We start from the raw sequence: 6,024 nt of genomic DNA on the forward strand, positions 1-6,024 counted from the left end.
AACCTTGTTAAAGCTACCCTGAAAAGGGTAGCTTTTTTATTATTAACAAAAAAGATGGTTTTTGTGTTACGAATAATTGATTAAATCTTTAATTATTTTATAAATAATGCTAATTTTGTATTTTACGATTAAAATTTCTTAATAATGAAGAATAATTACTTTTATGTATTATTGTTTTGTTTACTCTCTATTGGATTAAGGGCTCAGGCGCCTAGACCTATTGGCGTTGTGGCTAACTCTGCGGCTCCAATTTGTAATCCGGGGGATGCATCAAGTTTATCATGTACATTTACTCAAACCTATGAAACAACAGGTTATAATGTAGGTTCGATTCCGTTTAATCCTCCATTTGGATATACAAACGGTGCGGCTACATCTTTAACTATTGATGATAGATGGACGGGTATTATTGATTTGAAAGGGTTAACACCACAGGATTTTAATTTCTGTTTTTACAACAATAGTTATATTCAGTGTTTGGTTTCTACTAATGGTACAATTACCTTCAGTATTGCAGGTGTGGTGCCAGGTGGATTGTATGCGCCGAATTCTTTCAGTACATGGGTTAACTCCGGAGCTGTTCCGTATAGTGGACCTAGTGCTAATGCTCCTTTTAAGAATTCCATTAACGGTGTTTTTCAGGATACCAACCCTGCAGTAAGTAATGCGTTTGCGAATCCTAACATCAACTATTATACAACAGGTTCTTATCCCAACAGGGTGTTTGTGGTTAATATAGCGAATGTTGCACAGTTTGGTTGTTCTTCGGATCCTGTTGTAGGGGCGCAGACCAGCCAAATGATTTTATATGAAGGAACCAATATTATAGATGTTTATGTTGCCAGAAGATATCCTTGTGTTAGCTGGTCAAGCGGTAACGGACTTATCGGGATTCAGAACAATGCGGGAACAATAGGGACTACACCTACAGGTAGAAACGGAGGAACTTGGAATACTACCAATGAGGCATGGCGTTTTACTCCAAACGGAGCGCCGATTGTGCCTACTTTTCAATGGAAAGATAATTTAAATAACGTAGTTGGTACAGGACAGAATATTACTGTGAATCCATTAACGACTACTACATATACAGTAACTGCGACTTATCCTACATGTAGCCCGACCGTAAATTATCAGGTTACGGATAATGTTACGGTAGATCTTGTTGATATACCAACAGCGGTTCCTTTGAATTATAATGTTTGTGATACAGGACAGACAACGTTTCAGTTTGATTTCAGCGGAAACACAAATCATGTCTTAAACGGTCTTGATCCTTCAATGTATATTCTGACCTATCACACGACACAAGCCAGTGCGGAAGGTGCCTATAATGCTCAGATAACAAGTGATATTTCACAGTATCAGACTACTACGGTTCCGGTTACGATTTGGGTCGCTGTAGAAGATTTGAATACGGCTTGTATTGACGTGCAATCGTTTACCTTGAATGCACAGAACTGTCAGGTTGCTGATATGCGTTTGTGTGATATTGGTAATGATGGTTCCGAGTCATTCAACTTGTCATTACAGAATACTGCAATTTTAGACGGTGATAACCCTGCAGATTATAACATTACTTACCACACTACACTTTCAAGTGCTGATGGTACTACTTTAAATAGTAATTTGATTCCTGCTGGAACTGCGGTGGGACAACAGGACAACTTTGTAAGTACGGGGCAAACCATTTATTTCAGAAAAGCACACGTAACAAATGCTGCGGATGTTTTCTTTGAAAGCTTTGATTTGGTTGTACTTCCTTTACCTGTTGTTACAGGGAATACAGTAATCTGTCAAGGATTTACGACTCAATTGGCCAGTACCGCTACTCCGGCTACATCAAATGTATGGGTATCGGATAACACTGCTATTGCTACGGTTAATGCTACCGGATTAGTAACAGGTGTTTCTGCGGGTACTGCTAATATTACTTATACAAATAATGAAGGATGTCAGAATTCTGTTAGCGTAACAGTAAATGCTACACCGGTTATTGGCGGAACATTATCTGCTTGCCAGGGAGCAACTACACAATTAACAGGTTCGGGAACACCTTCGGCGACAACACCTTGGTCTTCTGCAAATACGGCTGTGGCTACTATTAGCGCAACAGGTTTGGTTACAGGTGTTGCTTCAGGTACTTCAGTGATTACCTATACAGATAACAATGGTTGTCAAACAACTGCAACTGTAACGATAAATGCCTTACCAAATATATCCGGTACATTGTCAGCATGTGTAGGAAGTACTTCTCAATTGACAGCTAGTAATCCACCAGCAGCCGTGAATCCTTGGGTTTCATCTAATACATCGGTTGTGAATATTGGTTCAAATGGATTAGCTACAGCAATTGCACCGGGTACAGCAACGATTACCTTTACCGATGTTAACGGTTGTCAGACAACAGCAAGTTTTACTGTTAATGCAGTGCCGACTGTTACCGTGAACAGTTCTGCAGTATGTGCGGGGTCACCGGCTACTGTAACTGCTACACCGGGTACAGCTGGAACATATAATTATGCTTGGACGGTACCGGCAGGGGCTACAAACCCAGGTAACGTGGCAAGTTTTACAACAACTGTAGCAGGTAACTATTCAGTTGTTATAACTAATACAACTACAAACTGTTCAAGTACAAGTGCGACGGGAACAGTAACAACTAATCCATTGCCTACGGTAACGGTGAACAGTCCTTCAGCTTGTACAGGATTGCCTGCAACAATTACGGCTACACATGGGGCAGGTTCTTATACCTATGTTTGGACAGTTCCGGCTGGAGCTACTAACCCAGGAAACGTAGCAAGTTTTTCAACTACAGTAAATGGAACATATAGTGTTGTTATCACGAACACAGTAACAGGTTGTTCAAGCGCAAGTGCTTCAGGTAACTTTACTACAAGTCCTGCAGGTCCTAATTTAGTGTTGATTTGTGGAACTAGTACAGCAGGAAATACAGCTTTTGATTGGAATAATATAGCGGGTATTACTAATTTTCATTATGTTTGGACGATGCCAGATGGCTCTACCGGTTTCGGAGATCAACCTAGTGGGCTACAAATTCAAATACCTAACCCTTTAGATATGCCTGTTACCATTACTGTGACCCCTACGGGTAGTGTTTGTGTAGCTCCGCAAACCATCACATGTAACTGTCCTAACCCGGTTATCAATAACAATACTAACCAGGCTTACTGTTCAGGTCAGACTGTGCCTCAGTATAATTTTGCAACTGCGAATCCATATGACACAGTTAGTTGGACTAACAGTAACCCGGCAATCGGTCTACCAGCGAGTGGTACTTCATTCTTTTTGCCAAGTTTTACTGCTGCTACAACGACAACTCCGATGGTTGCAACGATAACAGTTAGATTAACTAAATATGGTTGTCAAGGTTCTGCAAGAACATTCACAATTACAATTAATCCAGTACCAACGGTAACAGTTAATAATCCGACAGTTTGTGCCGGCGCTACTGCAACAGTAACGGCTACACCAGGAACAGCGGGAGCTTATACTTATGCTTGGACTGTTCCGGCAGGTGCTTCAAACCCAGGAAGTGTAGCTAGTTTTAATGCAACAGTTGCAGGTACTTATTCAGTAGTAATAACCAGTAATGCAACTACTTGTTCAAGTGCAAGTGCTTCAGGTACAGTTACAATTAATCCATTGCCAACGGTTACGGTAAACAGTTCAACGGTTTGTACAGGAGCTCCGGCAACAGTTACTGCTACACCGGGAACAGCTGGAACGTACAATTATGTTTGGACGGTACCAGCAGGAGCGACAAACCCAGGTAACGTGGCAAGTTTTACAACGACTGTAGCGGGTAACTACTCAGTTGTTATAACCAATACAACTACAAACTGTTCCAGTGCAAGTACTTCAGGAACGGTAACTAATAATCCATTACCGACTGTAACGGTGAACAGCCCTTCTGTTTGTGCAGGAACCTCGGCTACAGTTACGGCTACACCGGGTACCGCAGCAACGTATAGCTATGTTTGGACAGTTCCTGCAGGAGCAACCAATCCAGGTAGTGTTGCAAGTTTTACAACGACTGTAGCAGGAACGTATAGTGTAGTGATTACTAATACAACTACAACTTGTTCGAGTGCAAGTGCTTCAGGAACGGTTACTGTTAATCCATTACCAACGGTAACGGTGAACAGCCCTTCTGTATGTGCAGGAACACCTGCTACTGTTACAGCCACACCGGGAACTGCAGGAACGTACACTTATGTTTGGACAGTGCCAGCTGGTGTAACAAACCCTGGTAGCGTGCCAAGCTTTACTACAACTGTTGGAGGAAACTATTCAGTTGTTATTACTAATACAGCAACAACTTGTTCCAGTGCAAGTGCTTCAGGAACAGTAACGATTATTCCTAATCCTACCGTAACAGTAAACAGTTCGACAGTTTGTACTGGGGCTTCGGCAACAGTTACAGCCACACCGGGAACAGCAGGAACTTACACTTATGTTTGGACAGTACCAGCTGGTGTAACTAACCCTGGAAGTGTGCCAAGCTTTACTACAACTGTTGCAGGAACTTACAGTGTAGTGATTACTAATACAACAACTACATGTTCAAGTACAAGTGCTTCTGGAACGGTAACAAATAACCCTGTGCCGACAGTAACAGTGAACAACCCTTCTGTTTGTGCGGGAGCACCGGCTACGGTTACGGCTACACCGGGAGCAGTAGGAACGTATACTTATGTTTGGACAGTACCAGCTGGTGTAACTAACCCTGGTAGCGTACCAAGTTTTACTACAACAGTTGCAGGAACATATAGTGTAGTAATTACTAATACAACAACAACTTGTTCAAGTGCTAGTGCTTCAGGAACAGTAACTATTAACTCATTGCCAACTGTAACGGTGAACAGCCCTTCTGTATGTGCAGGAACACAGGCTACGGTTACGGCTACACCGGGAACTGCAGGAACGTACACTTATGTTTGGACAGTACCAGCTGGTGTAACAAACCCTGGTAGTGTACCAAGCTTTACTACAACTGTTGGAGGAAACTATTCAGTTGTTATTACTAATACAGCAACAACTTGTTCCAGTGCAAGTGCTTCGGGAACAGTAACGGTTATTCCTAATCCTACAGTAACAGTAAACAGCCCAAGGGTGTGTACAGGAGCTACGGCAACAGTTACAGCTACACCAGGTGCTGCAGGAACTTATACTTATACTTGGACTGTCCCTACAGGGGTTACCAATCCGGGTAACGTACCAAGTTTTACAACTTCTATCACAGGAACCTATAGTGTAGTGATTTCAAACGGAACTTGTTCTAGTGCAAGTGTGTCAGGAACAGTTTCTAATTATGCGGTACCTACTATCGGAGGTACTACAACGATTTGTCAGGGAAGTACCACTCAGTTAACGGGTTCAGGTGGAGCACCGGCAGCAGTTACTCCATGGATGTCATCAGATACTTCTGTTGCAACTGTATCGAATACCGGTTTAGTTAGCGGAGTGGCAGGAGGAAATGCTGTGATTACTTATACTACAGTTAATGGTTGTATCGCAACTACTACGGTTACGGTAAACCCAATCATTACGCCAACGTTCAATTTTGCTACAACTTACTGTTCAGGTGTGACACCTTCTCCACTGGCCACCACTTCATTGGAAGGAGTGACAGGAACCTGGTCTCCAGCCTTTAACAATATGGTTAGCGGAACGTATACGTTTACTCCAACAGCAGGACAGTGTGCGGTAACGCCACCACCTGTAACGATCCAGATTATTCAGCCGCCTGTGTTTACAGTAACTAATGCTGATCCGATCTTGTGTGATGGAGAAAGCGTGAATATAACAATGTCAAGTGCTACACCAGGTACTACTTATACTTGGTCTGCTTCTTCAAGTAATGTAACCAGTGCATACCCTTCAAGTGGTGATGAAACCACAATCAACCAACCGGTTCATTTAGTAAACCCATTGGTTAGCGGAAGTATCACTTATAACATTACCTCTAATGGTATCGGCGGATGTTCTGGAGATGTG

At 42.4% G+C, this 6,024-nt stretch carries 1 protein-coding gene; it reads left to right on the forward strand.

Annotated elements, in window-relative coordinates; genetic code table 11:
- Positions 1-144 precede the first annotated feature (144 nt).
- Positions 145-6,024 (forward strand): beta strand repeat-containing protein (locus ACWPKD_RS15115; RefSeq protein ID WP_455413529.1); only part of this gene is annotated, 5,880 nt, incomplete at its 3' end.

It is taken from the genome of Flavobacterium pedocola (assembly GCF_053764385.1).